17 protein-coding genes and 2 tRNA genes are annotated in these 23,906 nt (G+C 61.8%); 5 read left to right on the top strand and 14 right to left on the bottom strand.

What is annotated here, in order from left to right:
* Window positions 1-3,093, bottom strand: coding sequence for a hypothetical protein (locus ACP7B9_RS00820; RefSeq protein WP_425859886.1), 3,093 nt, complete (start codon window positions 3,091-3,093; stop codon window positions 1-3).
* A 336-nt stretch (window positions 3,094-3,429) separates the two neighbouring features.
* Between ACP7B9_RS00820 and ACP7B9_RS00815 the strand changes: the two genes are divergently transcribed.
* Genes ACP7B9_RS00815 through ACP7B9_RS00795 form a run of 5 tightly spaced genes read left to right on the top strand, consistent with a single transcriptional unit; the run spans window position 3,430 to window position 8,567 of the window.
* Window positions 3,430-4,476, top strand: a complete 1,047-nt coding sequence (locus tag ACP7B9_RS00815) for an ABC transporter substrate-binding protein (protein ID WP_425859884.1) — start codon at window positions 3,430-3,432, stop codon at window positions 4,474-4,476.
* Window positions 4,477-4,478: 2 nt separating this feature from the next.
* Window positions 4,479-5,360 carry an ABC transporter ATP-binding protein gene (locus tag ACP7B9_RS00810; protein WP_425859883.1) on the top strand — a complete coding sequence of 294 codons (882 nt, stop codon included), beginning with the start codon at window positions 4,479-4,481 and terminating at the stop codon, window positions 5,358-5,360.
* A complete protein-coding gene (locus ACP7B9_RS00805; RefSeq protein ID WP_425859881.1) occupies window positions 5,360-6,253 on the top strand; it encodes an ABC transporter permease in 894 nt (297 codons plus the stop codon). Before ACP7B9_RS00810 ends, ACP7B9_RS00805 begins: the two co-directional genes overlap by 1 nt.
* 32 nt (window positions 6,254-6,285) lie before the next feature.
* Window positions 6,286-7,224, top strand: a complete 939-nt coding sequence (locus ACP7B9_RS00800; RefSeq protein ID WP_425859879.1) for a TauD/TfdA dioxygenase family protein — start codon at window positions 6,286-6,288, stop codon at window positions 7,222-7,224.
* Between the two features lie 2 nt (window positions 7,225-7,226).
* The gene (locus tag ACP7B9_RS00795) at window positions 7,227-8,567 is read left to right on the top strand and encodes an LLM class flavin-dependent oxidoreductase (protein ID WP_425859878.1); all 1,341 of its coding nucleotides are present in this window, start codon (window positions 7,227-7,229) and stop codon (window positions 8,565-8,567) included.
* A gap of 12 nt (window positions 8,568-8,579) precedes the next feature.
* On the opposite strand, the gene ACP7B9_RS00790 is transcribed toward ACP7B9_RS00795, so the two are convergent.
* The 13 genes from ACP7B9_RS00790 to kdpF form a co-directional block, all read right to left on the bottom strand.
* A complete protein-coding gene (locus ACP7B9_RS00790) occupies window positions 8,580-10,151 on the bottom strand; it encodes a Na+/H+ antiporter (RefSeq protein WP_425859876.1) in 1,572 nt (523 codons plus the stop codon).
* 10 nt (window positions 10,152-10,161) lie between these two features.
* Window positions 10,162-10,827 (bottom strand): NAD(P)H-binding protein, encoded by a 666-nt coding sequence (locus ACP7B9_RS00785; protein WP_425859874.1) that lies wholly within the window; start codon window positions 10,825-10,827, stop codon window positions 10,162-10,164.
* 123 nt (window positions 10,828-10,950) lie between these two features.
* Window positions 10,951-11,024 (bottom strand) — tRNA-Met (locus ACP7B9_RS00780).
* A 64-nt stretch (window positions 11,025-11,088) separates the two neighbouring features.
* Window positions 11,089-11,160 (bottom strand) — tRNA-Thr (locus tag ACP7B9_RS00775).
* Window positions 11,161-11,448: 288 nt separating this feature from the next.
* The gene (locus ACP7B9_RS00770; protein ID WP_425859873.1) at window positions 11,449-13,407 is read right to left on the bottom strand and encodes a DEAD/DEAH box helicase; all 1,959 of its coding nucleotides are present in this window, start codon (window positions 13,405-13,407) and stop codon (window positions 11,449-11,451) included.
* A 353-nt stretch (window positions 13,408-13,760) separates the two neighbouring features.
* Entirely contained in the window at window positions 13,761-14,423 is a 663-nt protein-coding gene (locus tag ACP7B9_RS00765; RefSeq protein WP_425859872.1) for an MOSC domain-containing protein, read from the bottom strand.
* Between the two features lie 61 nt (window positions 14,424-14,484).
* Window positions 14,485-15,951, bottom strand: a complete 1,467-nt coding sequence (locus tag ACP7B9_RS00760; protein ID WP_425859870.1) for an MFS transporter — start codon at window positions 15,949-15,951, stop codon at window positions 14,485-14,487.
* A gap of 87 nt (window positions 15,952-16,038) precedes the next feature.
* Entirely contained in the window at window positions 16,039-16,713 is a 675-nt protein-coding gene (locus tag ACP7B9_RS00755; protein ID WP_425859868.1) for a response regulator, read from the bottom strand.
* Window positions 16,714-16,723: 10 nt separating this feature from the next.
* Window positions 16,724-19,258: a DUF4118 domain-containing protein gene (locus ACP7B9_RS00750; RefSeq protein ID WP_425859867.1), complete on the bottom strand. Its 2,535-nt coding sequence runs from the start codon at window positions 19,256-19,258 to the stop codon at window positions 16,724-16,726.
* A 3-nt stretch (window positions 19,259-19,261) separates the two neighbouring features.
* A complete protein-coding gene (gene kdpC, locus ACP7B9_RS00745; RefSeq protein WP_425859865.1) occupies window positions 19,262-19,858 on the bottom strand; it encodes a K(+)-transporting ATPase subunit C in 597 nt (198 codons plus the stop codon).
* Window positions 19,859-19,862: 4 nt separating this feature from the next.
* Entirely contained in the window at window positions 19,863-21,995 is a 2,133-nt protein-coding gene (gene kdpB, locus ACP7B9_RS00740; RefSeq protein WP_425859863.1) for a potassium-transporting ATPase subunit KdpB, read from the bottom strand.
* Window positions 21,992-23,647 carry a potassium-transporting ATPase subunit KdpA gene (gene kdpA, locus ACP7B9_RS00735; RefSeq protein WP_425859861.1) on the bottom strand — a complete coding sequence of 552 codons (1,656 nt, stop codon included), beginning with the start codon at window positions 23,645-23,647 and terminating at the stop codon, window positions 21,992-21,994. The genes kdpB and kdpA overlap by 4 nt, the downstream gene beginning before the upstream one ends.
* A 9-nt stretch (window positions 23,648-23,656) precedes the next feature.
* Entirely contained in the window at window positions 23,657-23,749 is a 93-nt protein-coding gene (gene kdpF / locus ACP7B9_RS00730; RefSeq protein ID WP_425859859.1) for a K(+)-transporting ATPase subunit F, read from the bottom strand.
* Window positions 23,750-23,906 lie beyond the last annotated feature (157 nt).

Below are 23,906 nucleotides of genomic sequence, written 5' to 3'. Positions count from 1 at the left end.
CTAGCTTCGAAGGTACGCCAGCAGCTTTGCAAAAGATTGCCTGTCAGCGTCATCCTTTGTCACGAGCGCCTCCTCGTCCATGGCTTTTTCAAGCTGATGTTGGCTCATGTCCGACAGTGACCAGCCAAGGGGCGCCGCAAGGGCCGGAACACTGTTGGTGGCCACCACGACGACGGAACGGTTGCCTAACGCTGCCCGCACCTCTGCCGTGGCCTTCACGCAGTCGCTGCTCTCCGCCGTCGAGGGACAGACATTGGCACCGGCTTCCAGCCTTTGGATCCAAGCGGCCGATCCGATCTGCAGTTTCGCTGCCTTCAGGCCCGCCAAGGGAACTGCCAACTCCCCCGCTGCTTTGGGTTGCTGGCCAACAATGTCCGAGCCCGGCGAGTTTTGCAGGAACAAAAACACCGGAACAACAATGTCTCCTGCAGCATCAGCCCCGGCACAAGGATCATCGAGGCCCTGTTCCTGCCTTGGCGGCAGGGCGGCGGCTGCCATGACGCACGCGTTGTGATTCAGGACCTCATCTTGCAGGCTGGTCCACAAGTCACTGACGGTCCCCAGCGCAGACCCTTCGGAATAACCGCCGTCGATGAGCTGGAAACCGGACTTCATCTGGCACTTGATGGCCCCGGTCGAGTCGGCCGCCATCACCGGCGCCCGCCCCGCCGGGGAGATGATGGGGAATCGACCCGAAAGCAATGTTGCCGTGGACCAGCGCAGCTGGAGAGGGCATTGTGCCTGTTGATCGAAGAGATCTACCGACAAGGGAAATCCTTGTCCGGCGGTACAGGACAACCCGCTCGCCGGGCCTGCGGTTTGGCTTGCGCTGTCGCTGGGAAGGTCCATTTGGCTGATGACCACCCTGCAGCCAGTTCCTGTGTCTGTTGAATTCAGCATTAGCGCGCCGGTAGGGCCAGCAATCTCGGCACTGAAAGGTGCGGCCAGCTTCCCGGCTGACTCCTCCCACAAAGATTCCACCAGACCGGCCTTGTCATTCCATGCCACGACTTCATGGCCTGTGGCCGGATCCTCGAACCGCGTGGGGATCATGAGCCCGGTGCCGGAACCCACCATGTCGCCGACTAGGGCGCCGGTAACGGCGGCCCCCAGCGGTCCCGGTTGAGCCAATGCCTTCATCGTTGCCACTGCGTCCTTCCCGTAGAGCCGGCTCAGGGTCAATCCCAGGGATCCACCACTGACGCCAGAGGACAACATCACCGAATCGCTTCCGCAAGCACCCACGCTGGATAGCTTTTCAAAGGCCCTCACCGTCCAGCTGGCGGCGCGAATTCCGCCACCTTCAGCGGCAACAAGAATCAGGGGACGCACCTGATGCGCAATGGGCGCCTCGTTGGTGGACGTGACATCAAGCCCGCAAGCAGAACTCCGTTCCAGCCACGCGTCAAATACCTGCGCTACGACTGGTCGATCCATCAAATCCGCTGCAACGGCCGGAGAAAGTGCAGTCTCCCGCACATGGTGAAGGGCCGGGTTCCCACCATTCAACGACCCCACCGCCAGCACCACGGCAAGCAAGGTGATGACAGGGTTTGCCCGAAGACCCATGCGCTTGAACACTTGTAGCGGCATTTGCCGCTGGAGCGCCACAACACTGAGCCCGATGACCATGGCCCACGCCCCCAGGGTGAGAAGTGCGGTTCCGGGGACTCCGACAAACCCGCTGAAGGCTGTGGGGTTCACGGCAAAGGCGAACCCCAGAGCAGCGAAAGCAAGGCCAAGAATGACGGTGACGGCGCGTGTGCGAGTTCCTGCCATCACCCGAGGGTTCAGGACACCGTCCCAGAGGCACCTCACCACGAATGCACCAGCAGGAAAGGCCAGTGCCACGATTAGCACGCCCACCACGAAATATCCGACGCCGGCCCAGAGGGACGCGTCGAAGTCCACGGCTCCGGCTGCGCCCAGCGCGAGAGGAGCCGCAAACGCCCTCACAATTGCCGTTCCTGAAACAGCCAACAGGATCATCGCCAGCACATCCCCACAACGCCAGGTGTCCACCGCCCGGAGCGGATCGGAGGGCCTCGGCTCGATCGGCAACCCGGGCCCGAAGAGTCTGACCAGGCCAAGGCTCAGCCCTGCTGCTGCCAACGGCACTCCCGCGGCCAGCAAAGTTTGCCAGCTCAGGGGAACCGTGAGCCCCGTTGTCATCAGGACGAAGGCTATGGCCAGTCCCAGCAGCGCCGGCGGCAACGCCCACATCCAGTATTTGGGTGCTTCGTTCGGCGTATCGGGGACAGCAAAATACAGCGACCACGCCAACTCGCTGCGACGGCGCCCCAGATAAAACAAGCCCCCTGAGATCAACAAGGCCGCAAAACTCGTGACAACAAACTTGGACGAATCTGCATCCACCCAAGCCCGCTGGGTATCAGGCATCTGGTCGTTCACCCCGGGGATGGGAACCAGCGCCAACGATCCAATCGCAACGACGACCACCACGGAGATCCGGTGAAAGAACAACGCCTTCCAGACACGCCGCAAACCGCTGGCCACCGAGGTCCGGAAATCGTCGTAAATGAAAACAAACAACACCAGCATGGCAAGGCCCGCCCATTTCACGCCGGAGGCAATCAACGTGGAGGCCAGAATCTCTGGAAGTACCCCTGACCGCAAGTGCGCGATGCCTTGGACTTGCAAGATCAGTTCCGCCAGCTCCCCCGCGGCAACAGCACCAACTGCAAGTGTCGCCATGAATTTTGATGAGAAGAACCCGAACAGCAACTTGATGTACAAGATCGCGAAGATGGCATCAAGACCGGTATAAATACCCAACAGCGCACAAACCTGTTGACGAATGTCCGCCGGCAGGCTCAGCCAAAGACCCCAATTTTCCTGGCCCAGGCGGGGGTCGAGTGCCTGCAACGAGCTGGCCGATGCGCTCCTGCCAGTGGAGGTGGCCGAATCGGCAATCAGCCTGTCCACCTCCGCCATGGCGATCCACACCGTTACCGCGAGCGCCGCAAGCGTCCCGGTGCGCCATTGCGTCAGTCGAGCCTGCTGGGCCAGCCCGACGTCGTCAACCGGCGAAGGCGGAATGAGGCCTTGGAACCACGCGAGAGGTGAATTCATGACCGGCTCCTGACACCGACGCAATACACAACACAACACAGTGTCTACATTCGACGCCTGTCCCAGCGGCACGTCAAGGGACCTTGTGGCGGATAGCGTTTCGGAACCACGGGGCACCGGCCCGGTCAAGGCTTTTGTCACATCAGGAAATCCCCCGTCACAAGCGAAATGTGACACCGCATTGCCCTTCTTTGCCGCAAGTTTCCCACCGTTTCCCGCGGCGTCAAACATGATTGCGCCCGTCCGGAAAGTCCGTTTACATCGTTCACACCACCAACGAGAAACCGCACCCGAACCCTCAACCGAGACGCAGGGCCAACAACAGGACTGGACACCATGAAACGCTTCCTCCCATTCGTCACCGCAGCGACCGCCGTCGTCCTTTCGATGGCAGTCGCCGGTTGCGGCGGACCGGCAACAGCCAGCGGCGGTGGCGCGGAGGTCACCACCTTGAAGTACCAAGGATCTGCAAATTCGGTCACGTTGCCCGAGCTCGCCGCGGATCTGGGCTACCTTGACGGCCTCACGCTGGAGTGGGTGGGAAACACCATCAGCGGCCCGCAGGACATTCAGTCCGTCGCCACCAACCAGACCGACGTTGGTGGTGCATTCACCGGAGCCGTGGTCAAGCTGGCCGACGCCGGCGCCAAGATCACCGGGGTTGTGAACTACTACGGTTCCGATGCCAAGACCTTCACCGGATTCTATGTGAGCGAGGACAGCCCCATCCGAACGGCCAGGGACCTCATCGGTAAAAAGATCGGGGTCAACACCCTTGGGGGCCAATCAGAGGCCGTCATCCGGACGTATCTCGCCAACAACGGACTCGATGAGGCCGAGATCAAACAGGTACAACTGGTGGTACTGCCTCCCAATGACACCGAACAGGCCATCCGGCGTGGCCAGGTCGACGCCGGTTCCCTCGGCTCCGTGCTGCAGGACAAAGCCCTGGCCACGGGCGGTCTCCGTGCACTCTTCACCGATGTGGAATTCTTCGGCTCCTTCCCTGGCGGCCAATACGTGTTCCGCGATGACTTCATCAAGGGAAACCCCACGACGGTACGAACCTTCGCAACGGGTGTTGCCAAGGCCATCGAGTGGGAAAGCACAACGCCGCGTGCGGACGTCATAGCCCGTTTCACCAAGATCATTCAGGCCCGGGGCCGCAGCGAAAGCACCGAAGCCCTGCAGTACTGGAAGAGCGTGGGTGTTCCCAACGCCGGAATCATCGAGGATAAGCACTTCACGCTCTGGGCTGGCTATCTCAAAGACGCCGGGCTGATCAGTGGGGAATTGCAGCCGGGCAAGTACTACACGAACGAGTTCAACGAACTGGCGGCCGGCTCGGTTGCCTCAACTTCAACTCCGGAATCGAAGGGATGACCATGACCGCGAAAATCAGCCTCCGCCATGTCCGCCAGGAGTTCACCGTCCGGGCCAGCAAAGGTAACCCCGGCCCGCTGGTGGTCCTGGATGACTTCAACCTCGATGTCCGCCCGGGTGAATTCCTGACCATTGTTGGACCCAGCGGTTCCGGCAAGACCACGCTCCTTGACCTGCTGGCAGGGCTTACCCGGCCAGCCGCCGGGCAGGTTTTGGTGGACGGCAAGGAGGTCACCGGCCCCGGCCAGGACCGAGCCGTGGTCTTCCAGCAATATGCCCTGTTCCCTTGGCGCACGGCAGCAACGAACGTTTCCATTGGCCTCGAAGGGTCCGGCCTCAACCGGCGCCAGCGTGCCGCGAAGGCCCGCGACTACCTTGATTTGGTGGGTCTGAGCGGCTTTGCCGAGAGGTACCCCCATGAGCTTTCCGGTGGCATGAAGCAACGCGTCGCGATTGCCCGCAGCCTCGCCTATGAACCGGACATCCTGCTGATGGACGAACCTTTTGCGGCGCTCGATGCCCAAACGCGCGAACAGCTCCAGGATGAACTGCTGCGGATCTGGAAGGAGACCGGAAAAACGATCGTCTTCATCACCCATGGCATCGACGAGGCCGTCTACCTTGGCCAACGCGTTGCCGTCCTGAGCTCCCGGCCCGGCCGGCTCAAGGCCATCGTCGACATCAATCTGGGCGAGCGGGACGATCAGGCAGATATCCGCTCCACCACCCTGTTCATTGAACACCGGCACAAGGTCTGGTCCCTGCTCCACGACGAGGTCCAGGCCGCCCAGAATGCCGGCCACCGCAAGGTCCTCCCTGACGGCACCGCCCCTGACGAACTCCCCGCAGGCCAGCCCTTGCCCAGCCAAAGGAGCGCTGCCTGATGAGCACCCTGACAACACAACGCCCCACCACAGCGATCGCGGTACCTTCCAGTGCAAAGGTCCCCACCCAGGATCAGCCTGACAAGACCCGGACGACGGCGCAACTCGGCTTACGCCGGACACTCACCACTGCCGGATCCTGGCTATGGAAATCAGCGGCCATTATCTTGTTCCTTGCGTTATGGGAGCTGGGGCCAACTTATCTGGCCAGCGACTCCACCCGCGTGTTTCTGCCGCCGCTGCACGAGGTCTTGAGCGCCGGCGCTGAACTGATCTCCACGGGATCACTGCAAAGCCACATAGCCGCGAGCCTGACTCGGTCGGCAGCTGGCTTCAGCATCGCCGTCGTCCTTGGAATTTCCCTAGGGCTGGTCATTGCCTGGTACCGGCCACTGCATTCCTTCCTGAACCCCTTGTTGGAGTTGTTCCGCAACACCGCGGCGCTGGCGCTACTCCCGGTCTTCACGCTCTTGCTGGGGATCGGCGAGGAATCCAAGATCACCATCGTGGCCTTTGCGGCATTCTTTCCCGTCCTGCTGAACACCATCGCCGGGGTGCGCACCGTGGACCCGCTCTTGGTGCGTGCCGCCAGATCGCTGGGCCTGCGCAGCCCGGCCCTGTTCTGGAAGGTCATATTGCCCTCTGCAGTACCCACCATTTTCACGGGTATTCGCATGGCTGGAACCTCCGCCATCCTGGTCCTGATTGCTGCCGAAATGGTGGGCGCCAAGGCGGGTCTGGGCTACCTCATCACCAATGCCCAGAACAGCTTCCTGATTCCGCAAATGTACGCAGGCATTCTCACAGTCTCGTTGTTGGGACTGCTCGTGAATGTCCTACTGGTCGCAGCCGAACGCCACTTTTCCCAGTGGCGAACCTCCCTCAACTCCTAAACACTTCAACCACCAAAGCTAAGGAATATGTCATGTCAGTCATTACAGAAACCCCCGTCGCCACCGAAACCCTGACGTTCACCAAGCTGGGAGGCCGGATCGGAGCCGAAATTCGCGGACTGGATCTGAGCGGCCCGCTCAGTCCGGCCCGGGTAGCGGCGATCCGCGCGGCCCTCAACGAACACAAGGCCCTCGTCTTCCGCGAAGCCAACATCACCACAGATGAGGAGCAGGTCCGCTTTGCCAGCCACTTTGGCCCGCTGACCGCAGCCCATCCAACCGTGGCCTCGGTGGACGGTGCCGCGAATGTCCTCCCCGTGGACAGCGAAAACGGCTCCGCCAACACGTGGCACACGGATGTCACGTTCGTGCACAATCCCCCGCAGGCGTCCACGCTGCGCAGCATTACGCTTCCGCCCTACGGCGGTGAAACGCTAATTGCCTCCACCGCCGCGGCCTACCAGGACCTCCCCGCGGAGCTCAGGGCGTTTGCCGACGCATTGTGGGCCGTCCACACGAACGACTACGACTACTCCGTGCCCAAGAATCTTGAGCACGCGAACGCCACGGAACGTCGTGCCGAATTCACCCGCCAGATTTTTGAATCCGTCCATCCCGTGGTCCGGGTCCACCCGCTGACCGGGGAACGCGGACTGTTCATTGGCGGCTTCGCCCAGCGGCTGAGGATCGTTGGCCTGTCCAACACCGAATCCAAGGACATTATCCGCCTGCTGCAGGCCTACGTGACCCGGCCCGAGAACATCGTGCGGGTGAATTGGGAACCCAACCAGGTGGTGCTTTTCGACAACCGCATCACCCAGCACTACGCCCCGGACAACTATGACGGCGCACCGCGCACCCTGAACCGCGTCACGATTGCTGGCGACATCCCGGTGAATATAACAGGGCAGTCCAGCCAGTCCTTGAAGGGCGATTCCGCTGCCTACTCCGTGATTGCGCCGGCGAACTAGCCATGACACAGCAAAAACGACAACTTCATCTGAATGCCTTTATTCACGGCACCGGTCACCACGAAGCCTCTTGGCGTCACCGGGACGTAGATCCCCGTGCGGAGTTGAGCCTAGAGCACTACCTCACTATTGCCAGGACGGCCGAACGCGGCAAGCTCGATTCGCTGTTCCTCGCGGATGGCCTGGCCATCTCGAGCAATATCGAGTTCAACGCTTACAGCTCCTTTGAGCCCCTCACCCTGCTCTCGGCGCTTGCTACGGCCACCGAGCGGATCGGGCTGATTGCGACGGCCTCCACAACATACAACCAGCCGTACTCACTGGCCCGGGCGCTGGCCTCCGTGGACCGGATCAGTGGTGGACGCGCCGGATGGAACATTGTCACCTCGGCCGGACAAGGCGAGGCGAAGAACTTCAACCTAGCCGACCGTCCCGCTCATGCGGCGCGCTACGAACGGGCTCATGAATTCCTCGATACCGCTAAGGAGCTCTGGGACAGCTGGGCCGACGACGCAGTGGTTGCCGATCAGGAGACGGGCCGTTACAGCGATCCGGAAAGGATCCACCAGATCGATCACGAGGGCAAACACTTCCAGGTGCGTGGCCCGCTCAATCTGCCCCGCCCCATTCAGGGCCACCCCCTGCTGGTCCAGGCCGGTTCCAGCGAGGCCGGGAAGGAGTTTGCCGCCCGGCACGCTGAGGCAGTGTTCACGGCTCATTTGAGCGTTGAGTCCGCGCGGGAGTTCTACACCGATTTGAAGGGTCGCCTCGGCGCCTTTGGCCGCTCCCAAGACGACTTGCTGATTCTTCCCGGCATCAGCGCCTACATCGGGGAGACGAGGGAAGAAGCGCAGGAAAAGTACGACTACCTCAATTCGCTGGCCAACCCCGAATACGGGGTGCAGCAGCTATCCCAGCAGCTGGACTTCGATCTGTCCGGCTACCCCTTGGATGCGCAGCTTCCGGAACTGCCGGAAGGCACAGATGGGGCGCAAAGCCGCAAGAAGCTGATTGTTGATGTTGCGCGGAAAGAATCGCTGTCCATCCGCGCCCTGACCGAGAAATTGGCAGGGGCTCGAGGCCACTTCACATTCATCGGCACACCGGCACAGGTCGCGGACGAGATCGAGCTGTGGTTCACGACGGGAGCTGCTGACGGTTTCAACATTATGCCGCCGACGTTCCCGGGCGGATTGGATGACTTTGTCGACAAGGTGGTTCCGCTGCTGCAGGAACGTGGACTGTTCCGCACCGAGTACACCGGAAAGACGCTGCGGGAGCACTACGGATTAGCTCGCCCGGCCGTTTCCGAACCCGCAGCAAAGCTGGCTCTCTCCGCCTGAGGCGTGTGGGGCTCAGTCCGGCATGATCATGGTGCGAAGATCCAGTTGCCGCAAAACGCGGTCGGCGACCTCGGGATCTGTCTCGGGTTCATTGCGGGCCATCAGCACCTCGGCCCGAGCAGCATCCAGTGCAATGGTCTGGACGGCGATGGCTAGTTCACGACCACGACGGCGGCGCTCATCCAGGCCCTCGTTTTTTAGGCTGCCGTCGAGCAGTTCGGCATGTAGGCGTTGCATACGTGCCTTGACCAGCGCAGTCTTCTCCGGCGGCAGGTTTTTGATGACCTCGTTGTCCCTCAGCGCTGCGACAGCGGCCTCCTGAGCACGCAGGGCCATGAGCTTGGCCGCTTCACGTTCCTCGACGCCGTCGTCCGTTGCTTTGAGCACGCGCATGAGCCACGGGAGGGTGAGCCCCGGCAGCACCAGCGTTGTCAGGAGAACGGCGCAGGCAGCAACGATGATCTCGTGCCGGCCCGGGAACGCTTCCCCTGAGGGCAACAGCGTCGGCAATGCCAGTGCCAAAGCCAAGGTGGCCAGCCCACGCATGCCGCACCACGTCAGGATGATGACGTCCTTGAAACCGGCGGGAGGAAGGTCTCCGTCGCGTTTCTTGGAGAGCATCGCCATCATGGTAAACCACAGGAAACGGACCAGAATCACCAGCACGCTGATACCGATGGCCATTGGAAGCATGCCCCAAATATCTGATCCTTCTTCCCGAATGACCTCGCGAACCTCCAGTCCCACCAGACCGAACGCCAAACCCGTCACCAGCAACTCCACAACGTCCCAGAAGGCCGCGCGGGTGATGCGTTCGGTTGCGTCTTCGGCCCTCGCATGGCGCTTGATTTCCAACGCCGTCACGACCACGGCAATGACTCCCGATGCGTGGACCTCTTCGGCTAGGATGTATGCAGCAAACGGGACGACCAAGGTCACGGCACTGCGGGCCACGGAGGATGCGATCAGTTTGGTGATCAAACTCGTCACGCGTCCCATGAGCAAGCCGACCGCGACGGCGATGATTGCACCCAAAACGAACTTTCCCACCACGCCCACGCCGAATGGCTGCCCGTCCGTTGCGGCCGCGACGGCCGCCTGGAAGATCACGATGGCGGCCGCATCGTTGAACAAGCCTTCGCTCTGCAGAACGGTAATCAAGCGCCGGGGCATGTGAACGCGCTTAGCAACAGACTCCACGGCTACCGGGTCCGGTGGGGCCGCCATGGCACCCAAGGCAATGGCCGCAGGGATGCCGATGCCGGGAATCAGCAGCCAGGCTGCTCCTGCCACCATGGCCGTGGACACCACCACTAGGGCTACGGCCAGCATGAGGATGGTGCGCCAACGGATCCTAAAGACCGACCATGAGCTCTTTTGCGCCGTGGCAAACAGAAGCGGCGGCAAGAAGATGGGCAAAATCAGCTCTGGATCGATCCGCAGATCGGGGAACCCGGGAATGAACGTCAGCGCGCCAGCCATGATGAGCATGAGTACCGGGTAGGGCAGCCGGAGCTTGTCCCCCAAACCGACGGCAAGCACGGTGGCGAATAAGAGTCCAATGATCAATACGAGCTGTTCCACGCAATTTACTTTACGGCGTTAGCACCTGAGCTATTGACGTCTGTCCATCACTGAACTCGATGGTGCGCATGATGGTTTTCGGGTGCTGCACCACGGCAGCTGCCATGAGCGCAACATTGGCACGAGAGGTCTTGCCGGCGTCTGAAGGGTCCCGATCCACCGCCGGGGTTGGGTCGATCAGACCCGTGGGCTCATCCAAGGTGAGTGGGCCAGGGGCCAAAATGGTCCAGGCCAGGGCACTGAGCGTGCGCAGGTGCGCATCGGCGGCCGCCTTGGCCTCGGCGTAGGCGAAGAAGCTGTTGTCCGGCGGCACGCCGTGGTCTGTGCGGGCCCCCAGGTAGGACACCATGATGTAGCGCGGGACCCCGGCCTGCACTGCTGCGTCCATGGAGGCGATGGCCGCGTCCCGGTCCACGGCATAGGTGCGCTCCGGGCTTCCCCCGCCTGCCCCGGCGGACCAGATGATTGCGTCCTGACCGGCAAAAAGGTCGGCGAGTTCGGCAACTGAGGAAGAGACGACGTCGTGCACCAAAGGTGTTGCTCCTGTTGCCGCCACGGCATCGATCTGGGCGGCATTGCGGATCACGGAGGTGACCTCCATGCCTGCAGCACTCAACAACGGCGCCATCAACAACGCGATTTTTCCGTGCCCGCCAATTATCAAGACCTTGGTCATGACTGCTCCCTCATATTCGTTTGAACCTTTGGGGGCAGCTTACGCCACGAGTCTCTGTGAAAACTGGGAGGTCGGGAAACAAAAAACCCCGGAAACCATAGGGTTTCCGGGGAATTTCTGCGGTAGCGGCACCGAGACTCGATCTCGGGACCTCACGATTATGAGTCGTGCGCTCTAACCAACTGAGCTATGCCGCCATAAATGAGTCTGGCCCGTGTCACCCCGGCCAAAACCGTCTTGACACGAGCCTTCTCATTTCCGAGCCCCCCACCGGAATCGATCCGGTGACCTCGTTCTTACCAAGAACGCGCTCTACCACTGAGCTAGGGGGGCAACGAGAGAATACTTTACCAGTGCTTTTGCCGGATGTGAAATCGGCAATCTCCGCGACCGCCGGAGATGGACATGATGCCGTCGTTTCACTCGTAAAGAAAAGGTCAACCCGCCCGAAATTTCCCTAGAAATCAAGGAACTTTCGTCACCAGACAAGCTCCGCATGACTTGCGTCACACAGCAGCTTTGTTGGTAAATAGTCGGTAAATAGCCAGCGAAATCGGGCATCAAAAAAGGCCGGTCACCCTTGCGGATGACCGGCCGTTTTAGTGCCTTAGGGCGAGGTGTTTACCACTTGCCCTTGCTGTTGAAGCTCTGTCCACCTTCGTGGCGGGGACGGCGGTCGCCGGCACCATGACCGGTGTGGCCCTGGCCGCGGTCGCTGTTGAAGCCGCCACGCTCTGCACCGCGGTCAGCACCACGGTCACGGTCGCCGCCGCGGTAGCCGCCACGGTCGCCGTCGAACTTCTTCTTGAAGCCACCCTGGCCACGGTCACCGCGGTCTTCGCGGGCCTTGTACGGGGCTCCGGCGCCAGCGCCAGCGCCTGCGGGACGACGGCCATTGTCCAGTTCCAGGTTGATGAGCTCACCGCTGATGCGAGTGCGGCTCAGTGCCTTCCACTGGTCCTTGCTCAGCTCAGCCGGCAGTTCCACCAAGGTGTGATCCGAGCGGATGTCGATTCCGCCGATCTGCGAGGAGGACAGGCCGCCTTCGTTGGCAATAGCGCCAACGATGGAACCGGGCATGACGCGCTGGCGACGGCCTACCGAGATACGGTAGGTGGCGTTGCCCTCGGTCAGGGTGCGGGTCGGGCCACGTGAGCCGAAGCCGTCCTTGGAGCGTTCCTTCTTCTGGTATTCCGGTGCGGCCGGCAGGTCGTTGACGAGCAACGGCTGGCCACCCTGTGCCATAACGGCCAAGGCTGCGGCGATCTCCGAGGCAGGCACATCGTGCTCCTGCTCGTAGGAAGCGATCAGGTCGCGGAACTTAGCAACATCCTTGCTAGCCAAGGTTTCGGTGATCTTCTCAGCGAACTTGCCCAGGCGAAGGGAGTTGATGGTTTCAGCGGACGGCAGGTGCATCTGATCCACCGGCTGGCGAGTAGCCTTCTCGATGGCACGCAGCAAGTACTTCTCGCGAGGAGTCATGAACAAGATCGCGTCACCCGAGCGGCCGGCGCGGCCCGTACGGCCAATGCGGTGCACGTAGGACTCGGTGTCATGCGGGATGTCGTAGTTGATGACGTGAGTGATGCGCTCAACGTCCAAACCACGGGCAGCAACGTCGGTGGCAACCAGGATGTCGATCTTGCCATCGCGGAGAGCCTCAATGGTGCGCTCACGCTGCTGCTGAGGAATGTCACCGTTGATGGCGGCAGCCTGGAAGCCGCGTGACTTCAACTTGTCGGCGAGGTCTTCGGTGGCCATCTTGGTACGAACGAACGCGATAACGCCCTCGAACTGCTCAACCTCAAGCACACGGGTCAGGGCGTCGAGCTTGTGCGGGCCCATGACCTGCAGGTAACGCTGGCGGGTGTTGGCACCGGTGGTGGTCTTGGACTTAACCGTGACCTCGGCCGGGTTGTTCAGGTACTGCTTGGAGATGCGGCGGATCTGGCCCGGCATCGTTGCGGAGAACAGGGCAACCTGCTTCTCCTTCGGGGTCTCAGCCAAGATCTTCTCTACGTCTTCGGCGAAGCCCATGCGCAGCATCTCATCGGCCTCATCCAAGACTAGGTACTGGAGGTTGGAGAGGTCCAAGGAGCCCTTGGAGAGGTGGTCGATGACACGACCGGGGGTTCCTACAACAACCTGTGCGCCGCGGCGCAGGCCGGCCAGCTGCGGGCCGTAAGCAGATCCACCGTAAACGGGGAGTACGGAGAAGTTGTCCATGTACTTGGCGTAGGAGGTGAACGCTTCAGCAACCTGAAGGGCCAGCTCGCGAGTCGGAGCCAGAACCAGGATCTGAGTGTCCTTGGTGGGACCGTTGAGGTCCATCAGCTCAGCCATGCGGGACAGGGCGGGAACGGCGAATGCTGCCGTCTTACCGGTACCGGTCTGGGCGAGGCCAACAACGTCGCGGCCTTCGAGCAGCAATGGGATGGTTGCGGCCTGGATGGGTGAGGGCTTCTCGTAGCCAACGTCGCTCAGGGCAGACAGCACGCGGCCGTCAATACCCAAGTCGGCGAAAGTAGTTTCGATTTCTTCCTCGGTCTCCGGGGAAGTTTCTGTCAAGTTTTCGGGCATGGTCAAGATGTCCTCATTCATAGGGCCAAGCGGCGAGGTTGCCGCAATGCAGAAATCCAGCCGCTACTCGGCATCCCGGGCAGGATCTCGCGCCATGTATGCACCGTGGTTACGGTCGCCGATGTTGAAAAAACCAACACCGCATGGCGTTTCTTTGCCGGCAATCCCCTATGAACGCTACTTGCCCGCACAAAAACATTGCGGGCCCCAAACACTTCAGGCTCCTGCCTCAAAAATTGGGCAGAAAATAAAAGGAGATACCGGAGTGGGGGATATTTAAATCATAGGGCATACCTTACCGCCGCGACATAGCTAAAGTCGATGCCGGCCAGTGAGGTTCGGCACACCACCGTTTAGCCCTCAGTTGCCAGTATCCGACGGAAGTATGGCCAGTAGTGGTTGCCCAGCGTCAGCGCACCCGAATCATGCAGCGCCTGAAGCGTATGAACGTCTTCCACTGTGGGGTCACTGAAGAACTTACCCACCGTAATTCCGTGGTCCGGCACGTGCTCAACCACGACGGCGTCGCCCGCCTGAGCCTTGCCGATCTCCAACACTCGTAGGTACGTGCCCACGCGTCCGGCCTGGGTGAATCGCTTGACCCAGCGGGGCTCGTCCATCCGCTCACCAAAGGTTGCACAGGGGACGCGAGGCGAGGTCACCTCCAGCAGGGCCTTGCCGATCCGCCACCGCGTGCCGATCACGGCATGAGTTGTCGCCACCCCTTGGGTGCGGAGGTTTTCGCCAAACAGCCCCGGCGGAATGGAGCGTCCCAGCTCGGCGCTCCAATGATCGGCGTCTTCCTGCGAATACGCGTAAACGGCTTGATCCGGCCCACCGTGGTGTTCAGTATCGGCCTGCACGTCACCAAATACACCGAACGTGCGCAAGTTGACGGGCCCTTCAATGGCGCGCTTATCAATGGCCGTGACACCAAAACCAGTTTTTGTCGTGATCAGCTGGTGGACCCGGCAAATAGCCAGCACGGAGCCAGTCTGGGGCAGCAAGGATTTCATATCTAAACCCTAAGCCAGAGGTGCCGGGCCCACGCGGCCCGAGGGCCCGCCGTCGTACTTCTTAGGCGTCGACCAGCTCAACGGCACCGGAGACATCGGACTCGCTGGCCCACCGTGGCAGGAACGTTGCCGCGATCGAGGCCAGGACCATGCCAGCGGCCATGATCCACATGGTGAAGGTGAAGGCATCGATGAACACTGCGGACTGGCTGGTCCCCGTGCTGGAGTCAAGTGAGTTGAAATAGATGGTGCCGATGATGGCAACACCCAGTGCGCCGGCGAGCTGGCTGGTGGTGTTGAACAGGCCGGAGGCGCTGCCGGCAAATTTGGTGGGGACTTCCGAGAGGACAAAGATGCCCACGGGCGCCACGACCATTCCGAAGCCGGCGCCACTCAGGGCCAATCCTGCAAGCAGGTGCCAAGGGGTGACCGTTCCGCCCACGGACTGAACCGTGAAGATGAGGACAATAAAGCCGATTGCGATGACCAACGGGCCCAACTGCAGCACCACACGGCCGATCTTCTTGGCAAGGATCGCCGCTGAAATACCAGCCAGCACCGGCACCATGATGGAAAACGGAATCATGGTCAGCCCGGCCTTCAGAATCGGGTATTCAAGGCCGATCTGCAGGAACAGGGTCTGGATCAGGAAGAAGCCATTCATGGGGATGAAGAACAGGAACATCATGGCAATGCCAGCGGCAAACGGGCGGCTCTTGAACAGGGACACTGCCACCAACGGCTCACCACCGTTCTTTTCCTCGCGGCGCTGGAGCACCACGAAGCCGGCCAGCACCAACACACCGAACGCCATGGAAAGGTAGGTCCACAGCGGCCAGCCTTCCTCGCGGCCCATGGTCAACGGGTACAGGATGGCCATCATGCCCACGGCAAGAATAACGACGCCGGACAGGTCAAGTTTGTGCCGCACCGGCGCCTTGGATTCGGGAACAAATTTGATCGCGCAAATCACGGCGAAGATGCCAACGGGGATATTGACGAAGAAGATCGTGCGCCAGCCCCAGCCAAAGAGATCGGCATTGGTCAGCACGGCGCCAAGGATGGGGCCGGATACGGCCGCAACGCCAGCCAAGGCCGAGAAGCCGGCCATGGCGCCGGCACGTTCGGACGGCTTGTACATGACCTGCAGGCTGGAGAGCACCTGGGGAATCATGGCCGCAGAGGCGAAGCCCTGCAGTGCACGGGAGGCAATGAGCATCTCCGGATTCATGGCCGCACCGCACAACACGGAGGCCACGGTGAAGGCGACAAGCCCAATGATGAAGACCTTTTTGCGTCCGTAGATGTCTCCCAGCCGGGACCCGGTGATCAGGCCAATAGCCAGCGCCAGCGTGTAGGAGGCAACCATCCACTGCAGTTCGGCGTTCTGGGCGCCAAGCGCGCGTTCAATGTCGGGCAGGGCGACGTTGACAATGGTGGCATCCAAAAGCTCCATGAAGGAGGCAAGGAACAGTGAGATCAGGGCGATGGAACGCGCCCTGCCGACGGGTGGTGCTGAGATCTTCATGAGTTCCTTGTAAACGATGTGTAAAAAGAGGTGGCGCCTTGCAATTGTGCCACCTCTTCTTACAACGTGCTTCCGGCTAGGCGGGCCCTACGGCGCGAAGCGGTACCCCATACCGGCTTCGGTGAGCAGGTGCACGGGCGCGGCGGGATCGCTCTCCAGTTTCCTGCGAAGCTGGGCCATGTACACCCGCAAATAGTGGGTCTCTTTCGCATACGCAGGCCCCCACACTTCCGAGAGAATCTGTTGCTGGCTGACCAGCCGGCCGGGATTGCGCACCAACAGCTCCAGCACGCTCCACTCGGTGGGTGTCATTCGGACCGGTTCGCCATGGCGGAACACCTGCTTATTGGCCAGATCCACCGTGAACTCCGCCGTCTCCACGCGCGGTTCGGCGCTCTGCTGCCCAGAGCGCCGCGTCGCCGCCCGCAGCCTGGCGAGCAGTTCATCCAGCCCGAACGGCTTGGTCACGTAGTCATCGGCGCCAGCGTCGAGCGCCTCCACCTTGTCATGGGAACCGTGCCGGGCCGAGAGCACAATAATGGGCACCTCGCTCCAGCCGCGCAACCCGGCAATGACGTCAAGACCGTCCATGTCAGGCAATCCCAGATCAAGTACGACGACGTCAATCGCGTGCGTTTGCGCGGCGGCTAGCGCCGTGGTTCCGTTGTGCGCCGGAACCACCGTGTACCCGTGGGCGTGCAGGTTGATCTGCAGGGCCCGAAGGATTTGGGGTTCGTCATCAACAATCAAGACAGTGGTCACGGCTGGGTCCTCAAAGTGTTCTCACAATTCCGGTGGACAGTGGCATGCGGATGATCATGGTCAGCCCACCGCCGGGAGTTTGTTCGGCGGCTAGGACGCCGCCCATGATTTCGGTGAATCCCTTGGCTACGGCCAACCCCAAGCCCACGCCAGTGCCGCCCTGCGGTCCGTAAGAGACGTCGTCGAGCCGTTGGAAGGGTTGGAACATCGCCATCACCTCGGCGGCCGGTACTCCCACCCCGCGGTCAACCACCCGCAATTCACTGGCCGGGCGCCCGTTGATGGTGGCACTGCCACTGCCGCCCACGGAACCCACCACCAAGATCTCCGAATCCGGCGCATACTTCACGGCGTTCTCAACAATATTGGCAATGACCCGCTCCAGCAGGCCCGGATCCGCCTCGATGGCTGGCATGTTGGGCGGGAGTTCGCGGCGCACGCGTTGCATAGGGACTCCGTGCAAGGCGGCAGGGAGTACCTCTTGCCACGTCACCGGGCCAACGACCGGGCTGACCATTTGGGCACTCAGCCGGGACATGTCCAGCAAATTCCCCACCAGCGCATCCATCCTGTCTGAATAGTGCTCAATCGTAGCCAACAGCTCGGCCTCATCTGCCGGACTGAAGGTCACCTCGGTTTGGCGCAGGCTGCTGACGGCAAGTTTGATCCCGGCCAGAGGTGTGCGCAGATCATGGGAAACGGCCCGTAGAACGGAGGTCCTGATGTTGTTGTCCTGGCTCAACTGCACGTTCTCGCGCTGGGTCTGGTTCAAGGCTTCACGTTGTTCCAGGGCCATCAGGTGCGCGCCGAAGGCACTGAGTAACCGCCGATCACTGGCTGGCAAGACTCTTCCGGACAGGCCTAGCGTCCAGTGCTCCGAGACAGCCTCCACGGTATCGGCGTCGTCCGGGGAAGCAGGCGGATCCTCCCCTACCGAACCCTCCGGACGCCACGTTGCGGGGCTGCCTGAGGCGGCAAAGAGCACCACCGCTCTCATGCCGAAGTGGTCGCGAACTTGTTCAAGGAAGACCTGCACGGTGTCTTGGGAAGCCAGGATTCCGCGGGCCAATTCGCTGAGAATGGCGGCCTCCGCGCCGGCCCGCAGAGCCTCCCGCGAACGCCGCACGGATTGATCCACGGCGAGGGATACGGCCACGGCGACCAGCAGAAACACCAATAAGGTCAACAGATTCTCGGGGTCATTGATGTGCAGCGTGCCTATTGGATCGGCCGAATAAAAATTCAGTATCAGGATTCCCCATAGGGCAGCCAACACAGCCGGCCAGAGTCCCCCCACCAGCGCAACGGCAATAGTTGCGGCCAACTGGACAACCATGATGGTCTGCAGGCTCAGGTGTCCCGTGCACAGTTGCACCAAGACAGGCAGCGCCACGGCAAGAATGAAACCTACAATGACGCGCGTCCGATTCAGCTCGCTACGGTTGCGCACCGTCCGCCCCGAACCACTCAGGGGGTGCGGAACCATGTGCACATCAATGTCACCGGCACCCTTCACCACCCTGGCCCCAACTCCGGGGCTGGCAAGGAATCCTAGGCGCGGTTTCCGCCGTGAAGAACCAATGACAATTTGGGTTGCCCCAACGTTTTTGGCAAAATCCAACAGCGCCCGTGCCGGGTCCTCCCCACCAACAAAATGGTACGTACCGCCAAGATCCGTCACGAGTTGCCGCTGACTTTCAAGGGCCGACGGCGCGTCCCCGGCCACGCCGTCGGACCGAGGCACGTGCACGGCGAGTAATTCTCCGCCGCTGACCCGGCTCAAAATTCGTGCGGCGCGGCGCAGCAACACCTCCCCCTCGGGCCCGCCCGGCAGCCCCACCACGACACGTTCGCGGGTGGGCCAGCTGGCCGCAATGCCGTGGCTTTCCCTGTAGGCGGCCACGCCCTCTTCCACTCTGTCGGCCAGCCACAGCAGCGCCAGTTCGCGCAGGGCCGTGAGGTTGCCGAGCCTGAAATAGTTGGCCAGCGCGGCGTCGACCTTGTCAGCGGCATACACATGGCCGGTACTGAGCCGCTGGCGCAGCAGTTCAGGAGGGATATCAACGAGTTCTATTTGGTCTGCCCGGCGGACCACGTCGTCGGGCACCGTCTCTTGCTGGCGGACGCCGGTGATGGATTCCACCACATCCCCCAGCGAGGCCAGGTGTTGGACGTTGACCGTGGAATACACATCGATGCCGGCAGCTAGGAGCTCTTCGACGTCCTGCCAGCGCTTGGCGTTGCCTGACCCTGGAATGTTGGAGTGGGCGTATTCATCCACCAGCGCCAGCGCCGGCTTGCGGGCCAGCAGGGCGGCGACGTCCAGCTCCGGAAAATCAGTCCCGCGGTAGTTGACGGTGCGGGCTGGTAGGACCTCAAGCCCGGCAAGTTGCGCGCGGGTTTGTTCCCGGCCGTGGTCAAGGACAATTCCTGCCACCACGTCAACGCCAGCTGCGGCCTGGGCATGACCTTCATCCAGCATGGAGTAGGTCTTGCCCACACCGGGGGCAGCCCCCAGGAAAATCCTCAATATACCGCGCGTCATAGTTTATTCTCGCAGGCCTGTGGCTGATTTCTTCACGTCGGCCAGGGCAGCATTCAAGGTGGTGGTGTTCACCGAGGGCTGGCCCAGAAAAGCGTTCACCCCAGCGCTTGTGCTCTTCACAATCAGCGCCCGCACGGCTTCGTCGCTGAGGCCGTTGGCGGCAGCAACGCGGGGCACCTGCAGGGCGGCGTAGGCCGTCGAAATATCGGGATCCAGCCCTGATCCACTGGTCGTCACGGCGTCGATGGGAACAGTGCTCGGGTCCACGTTCTCCCTGTCAGCAACCTCTGTCCTGCTCTTGTCCATCGCCTCAACCAGCGCAACCTGGTTGGGGCCCAGATTGGTGGCCGACGACGTCGCCGGATCCCAGCCCACCGCGGAGGGTCGCGGGAAAAAGTAGGCGGTGCCGGTGACGGGCTGGGCCAGCAGCGAGGAGCCGGCAGCTTGGCCGCCGGTGGTGATGATGGAGCCGTTGGCCTGGGCCGGAGCCACGAGCTGACCCAAGCCAAAAACCAGCACCGGATAGGCCAGGCCCAACAACAGGGTGGCACAGAGCAGGAACCGCAGAGCCGTGAAGAGCTGACGTCCATAGGCGTTCATATTTCTAACCAATCGTGGGGATGAGGGAGACCAACAGGTCAATGAGCTTGATACCGATGAACGGGGCGATGACGCCGCCCAGGCCAAAGATGAGCAGGTTCCTGGACAGCGCACGGGCCGCGGAGACAGCCCGGTATTTCACGCCCCGCAACGCCAGCGGAACCAGCGCCACAATCACCAGTGCATTGAAGATGACGGCAGAGAGGATGGCGCTCTCGGGTGAGGACAGGCCCATGATGTTCAGCAGCCCCAGCCCGGGGAACGTGGCGGCAAACAGGGCCGGCACAATGGCAAAGTACTTGGCCACATCGTTCGCCACCGAAAAAGTGGTCAGCGAACCGCGCGTGATCAGCAACTGCTTGCCTATGCCCACAATGTCAATGAGCTTGGTGGGGTCCGAATCCAAATCCACCATGTTGGCCGCTTCCTTGGCCGCACTGGTGCCCGAATTCATGGCCACACCCACATCAGCCGCAGCCAGCGCCGGGGCATCATTGGTGCCATCACCCGTCATAGCCACCAACCGGCCCGCCTCCTGCTCGGCCTTGATGACAGCCAACTTGTCCTCCGGGGTGGCCTCGGCAACAAAATCATCCACCCCTGCCTCGGCTGCAATGGCGGCAGCGGTGATCTTGTTATCGCCAGTGATCATGATGGTCTTGATGCCCATGGCCCGCAGTTCGGCGAACCGTTCCTTCATGCCCGGCTTCACCACATCGGCCAGGTGAATGACGCCCAATACCCGCGCGCGCTCGCCGTCGTACGTGGCCACCAGCAGCGGGGTTCCCCCTGTCCCGGAGATTGCCAGCACCGCATCTTCGAGTTCTTGGGGCAGGAATCCGCCGCGTTCCTTTGCATAGCGTTCGACGGCGGACGCGGCCCCCTTGCGTACCTCAAGGTTTGTTTGGCCCGGGTTGGCAGGGTGGCCCACCGGCAGGTTGAGCCCGCTCATGCGGGTGACGGCGCTGAACTCGATCACATCGACATCCGAGGTAAGCGCTGCTGTGGCGTTCTGGTCAGCCTGCTTCTCTGGGCCCTCGGCCAACTCAACAATGGCCAACTCAACAATGGAGCGGCCCTCGGGTGTTTCGTCTGCCAGCGAGGACAAGCGTGCCGTCTCGATGAGCAGATTCTGGTTCACGCCGTCGGCCGCTATGAAGGCAACGGCGCGGCGATTGCCGTAGGTGATGGTGCCTGTCTTATCGAGCAGGAGGGTGGTGATGTCGCCGGCTGTTTCCACGGCCCGGCCGGAGGTGGCCAGGACGTTGCGCTGGATGAGCCTGTCCATACCGGCGATGCCGATGGCCGGGACCAGGGCGCCGATGGTGGTGGGGATCAGGCAGACCAGCAGCGCCACCAGCACCACCGGGGTGGGCAGGGCGCTAGCGAAGTTCGCCATGGGGGCAAGTGTCATGACGGCGACCACGAACACGATAGTCAGCGAGGCGAGCAGCACGTTCAGGGCGATTTCGTTGGGCGTCTTTTGCCGGGTGGCGCCTTCCACCAGGGAAATCATCCTGTCCAGGAACGTCTTGCCGCTGGCTGCCGTGATGCGAATGACGATCCGGTCCGAGAGCACCATGGTGCCACCGGTGACCGAACTTCTATCCCCGCCCGATTCACGGATGACGGGGGCGGATTCGCCGGTGATGGCCGATTCGTCCACGCTGGCCAGGCCTTCGATGACGTCGCCGTCGCTGGGGATCAGCTCCCCCGCTTCACAGATGACGATGTCACCCACTTCAAGGTCGGTGCCGGCCACCAGCTCCTCTTCATAGCCTTCTTCGTTGCCGTCCCGGCCCACGCCGGACCCTCCGGCAGGCACCAAGGCGGGGGTCCGGCGTCGTGCCATGACTGAGGTGCGCGCGGCACGCAGACTGTCTGCCTGCGCCTTGCCGCGGCCCTCGGCGATGGCCTCGGACAAGTTGCCAAACAGTACAGTCAGCCACAGCCACACCGTGACGATGATGGAAAATACGGCCGAATCGGAGCCAATGGCCAGCTGCTGGATACTCACGGCCGTGCAGACAATGGAGCCGATCAGCACGGTGAACATGACAGGCGAGTGGATCATTTGGCGTGGATCAAGCTTGCGGAAGGCTAGGGGAAGCGCCGCAAGTAGTGTGTCTAGCTTCATTTCAGCAGTCCTTCAGCAGCCGGGCCCAAGGCGAGCGCCGGGAAGTAGGTAAGTGCGGTCAGGATCAAGGAGATACCGCCCAAGAGCACGGCGAAGAGCGGTCCGTGTGTGGCGAGGGTTCCTGTGGTGGCGGGGATTTTGCGTTGCTTCGCTAGGGAGCCTGCGAGCGCCAGGACCAGCGCTATGGGCAGGAAGCGGCCGATCAACATGGCCAGCGCCAACAGGGTGGCAAGCCCCGGACCGGAGCTGGTGATGCCACCAAAGGCGGAGCCGTTGTTGTTTGCAGCGGAGGTAAAGGCGTAGAGAATCTCGCTAAAACCGTGCGGACCCTCGGCAGGGGCTGCCGCGGCGAGTGACGGTGTTGCCACCGTGATGGCCGTGCCCAACAACACGAGCGTGGGGGTAACCAGGATGTACAGCGCCACGAGCTTCATCTGGGGTGCGCCGATCTTCTTGCCCAGGAATTCCGGGGTGCGGCCCACCATAAGGCCACCAATAAACACCGCCACAACGGCGAGGATCAGTATCCCGTAGAGGCCTGAGCCCACGCCGCCGGGAGCAATCTCACCCAGCATCATGTTCAGCATGGCCAAGCCGCCGGCCAAGGGCGGCAGGGAATCGTGGGCAACGTTGACGGCGCCGGTTGAGGTGAGCGTAGTGGCTGTTGCGAACAAGGCGCTGGGTGCAACGCCCAGACGCTGCTCAAATCCTTCACCCACGCTGGTGCCGCTGCCGTTGAAGGCTGCGATGGCCCAGGCCATCAAGGCAGTGGAACCGAGCCAGAAGGCCACCATCACTGTCAGTACTGTGTAGCCCTGACGTTTGTCTCCCACCATGCGTCCGTACATGGCTGGCAGGGAGAACGGGATGAGCAGTATCAGGAACACCTGGAACAAGCTGCTGATCGCGCTGGGGTTTTCAAAGGGGTGAGCCGAGTTGGCGTTGAAGTAGCCGCCACCGTTGGTGCCTAGGAGCTTGATGGCTTCCTGCGAGGCCACCGGACCACCCGGAACCGTCTGCTCGGCACCCGTGACGACGGTGTGGATGCTGGTGCCGCCCCAGTTCTGGATGACGCCGGTGATCATCAGAACCACGGCACCAATCACAGCCAGCGGCAGCAATACACGCAGGGTGCCGCGTGTCAGGTCAACCCAGAAATTACCGAGATTGCTGGTTTGGGCCCTGACCAGGCCCCGGATCAACGCCACCACAACGGCCAGTCCCACGGCTGCGCTGAGAAAGTTCTGAACCGCGAGCAGCATCATCTGGATGCCGAAGCCCATCGTGGTTTCCGGGACATATGTTTGCCAGTTGGTGTTGGTGACAAAGGAGACCGCCGTATTCATGGCAACCCACGGGTCTACTGCCCCCAGACCCTGGTTGAAGGGCAGGATTCCCTGCAGCAGCTGAGCTAGAAACAGCACCACTACTGACACGATGCTGAACGCCAACAGCGAGCGCAGGTACACCTTCCAGTGCTGGTCTGCTTGGGGGTCAACGCCGGAGAGTTTGTAAAGGCCTCGTTCCACCACCAGATGCTTGTGACTGGTGAACGTTGTGGCGAGATACTTGCCCAGGGGTTGGTGCAGGGCAGCCAACACCGTTATCAATACGGCCAGTTGGGTGGCCAGCGAGAAGATATTAAGGTTCATGGTGTCCGCTCACCACTTCTCTGGGCGGATCAGGGCGGCCAGCAGGTACACCAGCAAGGCCAGCCCCACCAACCCCAGAATTAACCACGTCACTAAAACCACAGCAGTCCTACTTTCCCAATGTGCGTTGATGTCTTGACTCAATCGCACACCCGGGGAGTGGGTTTGGAGCTTGTTTTTACGCGTTCTTAACGCCGTCCCGGGCAATCTTGACGGCTTCCTGACACGCCGCCTGTACTTGTGCCCGTTGATAGGGGTG

The organism is Arthrobacter sp. TWP1-1 (genome assembly GCF_049897845.1).
In the GTDB taxonomy this organism is placed as follows: Bacteria; Actinomycetota; Actinomycetes; order Actinomycetales; family Micrococcaceae; genus Specibacter.
The sequence above is the reverse complement of the archived record's forward strand: the minus strand, read 5'-3'. Positions and strand labels throughout refer to the sequence as shown.

Bases quoted from the DNA above. Each gene is read 5' to 3' on its own strand.
- ACP7B9_RS00820 (WP_425859886.1), bottom strand. From the start codon at position 3,093: ATGAATTCACCTCTCGCGTGGTTCCAAGGCCTCATTCCGCCTTCGCCG.
- ACP7B9_RS00815 (WP_425859884.1), top strand. From the start codon at position 3,430: ATGAAACGCTTCCTCCCATTCGTCACCGCAGCGACCGCCGTCGTCCTT.
- ACP7B9_RS00810 (WP_425859883.1), top strand. From the start codon at position 4,479: ATGACCGCGAAAATCAGCCTCCGCCATGTCCGCCAGGAGTTCACCGTC.
- ACP7B9_RS00805 (WP_425859881.1), top strand. From the start codon at position 5,360: ATGAGCACCCTGACAACACAACGCCCCACCACAGCGATCGCGGTACCT.
- ACP7B9_RS00800 (WP_425859879.1), top strand. From the start codon at position 6,286: ATGTCAGTCATTACAGAAACCCCCGTCGCCACCGAAACCCTGACGTTC.
- ACP7B9_RS00795 (WP_425859878.1), top strand. From the start codon at position 7,227: ATGACACAGCAAAAACGACAACTTCATCTGAATGCCTTTATTCACGGC.
- ACP7B9_RS00785 (WP_425859874.1), bottom strand. From the start codon at position 10,827: ATGACCAAGGTCTTGATAATTGGCGGGCACGGAAAAATCGCGTTGTTG.
- ACP7B9_RS00770 (WP_425859873.1), bottom strand. From the start codon at position 13,407: ATGCCCGAAAACTTGACAGAAACTTCCCCGGAGACCGAGGAAGAAATC.
- ACP7B9_RS00765 (WP_425859872.1), bottom strand. From the start codon at position 14,423: ATGAAATCCTTGCTGCCCCAGACTGGCTCCGTGCTGGCTATTTGCCGG.
- ACP7B9_RS00760 (WP_425859870.1), bottom strand. From the start codon at position 15,951: ATGAAGATCTCAGCACCACCCGTCGGCAGGGCGCGTTCCATCGCCCTG.
- ACP7B9_RS00750 (WP_425859867.1), bottom strand. From the start codon at position 19,258: ATGACGCGCGGTATATTGAGGATTTTCCTGGGGGCTGCCCCCGGTGTG.
- kdpC (WP_425859865.1), bottom strand. From the start codon at position 19,858: ATGAACGCCTATGGACGTCAGCTCTTCACGGCTCTGCGGTTCCTGCTC.
- kdpB (WP_425859863.1), bottom strand. From the start codon at position 21,995: ATGAAGCTAGACACACTACTTGCGGCGCTTCCCCTAGCCTTCCGCAAG.
- kdpA (WP_425859861.1), bottom strand. From the start codon at position 23,647: ATGAACCTTAATATCTTCTCGCTGGCCACCCAACTGGCCGTATTGATA.